Origin of the sequence: Frankia sp. AgKG'84/4, from assembly GCF_023242965.2 — a bacterium.
In the GTDB taxonomy this organism is placed as follows: Bacteria; Actinomycetota; Actinomycetes; order Frankiales; family Frankiaceae; genus Frankia.
In genome coordinates this window covers 1-1,782 of record NZ_JALKFU020001016.1, presented here as the reverse complement: position 1 = coordinate 1,782, position 1,782 = coordinate 1, and the positions used below count along the sequence as shown (strand labels likewise).

Here is a 1,782-nt window from a genome sequence, read left to right as displayed (position 1 = left end):
GTGGAGGCGCCGCAGCCGGCGAGCGCGGCGGCGAGCAGCACCGCGGGCAGCAGCCCGCACACGGTGCGGGTCACCGCGCGGGCGGTCGGGGCGCCGGGAAGGCACCGCGAGGCGGACATCACGGGGGCGGGTTCCTCACATGCTGGCGATGAGCTTGTCGACGCGGTCGTCGACGGACCGGAACGGATCCTTGCACAGCACCGTACGCTGAGCCTGATCATTGAGCTTGAGATGGACCCAGTCGACGGTGAAGTCGCGCCGCTTCTCCTGAGCCCGCTTGATGAACTCGCCGCGCAGCCGCGCCCGGGTCGTCTGCGGCGGGCGGGACTTGGCTTCGAACACGTCCAGATCCCGGGTGACGCGTTCGACGAGGCCGGCCCGCTCCATCTTGTAGTACAGCCCGCGGTCGCGGTGGATGTCGTGGTACTTCAGGTCGAGCTCGGCGATGCGCGGCGAGGCCAGCGAGAGCCCGTGGCGGTGCCGGAAGCGCTCGATGAGCACGTACTTCGTCACCCAGTCGATCTCACGGGCGACCAGTTCCAGGTCGTCGGTCTCGATCGCGAGCAGCGTGCGGCCCCACAGGTCGAGGACCCGCTTGGCGACGGCGTCGCCGCCCCGGCGCTCGACGAACTCGACCGCCTTGGCGTAGTACTCGCGCTGGATGTCCAGCGCGCTGACCTCGCGGCCGTTCGCCAGCTTGATCTTACGCTGGCAGGTCATGTCGTGGCTGACCTCGCGGATCGCCCGGATCGGGTTCTCCAGCGTCATGTCGCGCAGCATCACCCCGGCCTCGATCATGCGCAGCACGAGGTCGGTCGAGCCGAGCTTGAGCAGCATCGTCGTCTCGCTCATGTTCGAGTCACCGACGATGACGTGCAGGCGGCGGAAGCGCTCGGCGTCGGCGTGCGGCTCGTCGCGGGTGTTGATGATCGGGCGCGAGCGGGTCGTCGCCGAGGACACCGACTCCCAGATGTGCTCGGCGCGCTGGGAGATGCAGTAGACCGCGCCGCGCGGGGTCTGCAGCACCTTGCCGGCGCCGCAGAGGATCTGCCGGCTGACGAGGAACGGCACGAGCACATCGGCGAGCTTGGAGAACTCGCCGTGCCGGCCGACGAGATAGTTCTCGTGGCAGCCGTAGCTGTTGCCGGCCGAGTCGGTGTTGTTCTTGAACAGATGGATGTCGCCGGCGATGCCCTCCTCCCGCAGCCGCCGCTCGGCCTCGACGAGCAGGCCCTCCAGGATCCGCTCACCGGCCTTGTCGTGGGTGACGAGATCCGGGACGGAGTCGCATTCCGGAGTCGCGTACTCGGGATGGCTCCCGACGTCGAGGTAGAGGCGGGCGCCGTTCTTGAGGAACACGTTGGAGCTGCGTCCCCAGGACACGACACGACGGAACAGGTACCGCGCCACCTCGTCCGGGGACAGCCTTCGCTGCCCCCGGAACACGCAGGTGACGCCGTACTCGTTCTCAAGACCGAAGATGCGGCGATCCACGTCTGTGACCCTATGCTCGGATGCCGTCCCGGCGGGGCCGGACGCTCGGGCTCGGCGTCACCGGCCCTGCGGTCCGCCCGCCGCCGGCCCCGGCTCGCCGCCCGGACGGACGTCCGCGGGGCGCCTCGGCGGCACCCGGACGGCGCTGTCCGTGGACGGCGGCTCGGAGGGCACGGTGCGCTCCAGAGTCCACGGGTCGCCCGCCGCGGGATCCGCCGTGCGCTCCCCCACCCGGTCGGCCCCGACCCGGACCGCGTCGACGTGATCCGCCGTCACCCGGTCCGCGCC

At 70.6% G+C, this 1,782-nt stretch carries 2 protein-coding genes; both read right to left on the bottom strand.

Translation table 11 applies throughout. The features are described from left to right. Positions 1–135: 135 nt before the first annotated feature. Entirely contained in the window at positions 136–1,494 is a 1,359-nt protein-coding gene (gene pafA, locus MXD58_RS26900) for a Pup--protein ligase (RefSeq protein WP_248840370.1), read from the bottom strand. A 57-nt stretch (positions 1,495–1,551) separates the two neighbouring features. After that, positions 1,552–1,782, bottom strand: a 231-nt coding sequence (locus tag MXD58_RS26895) for a hypothetical protein (protein WP_250610611.1), incomplete at its 5' end; no start/stop codon positions are given.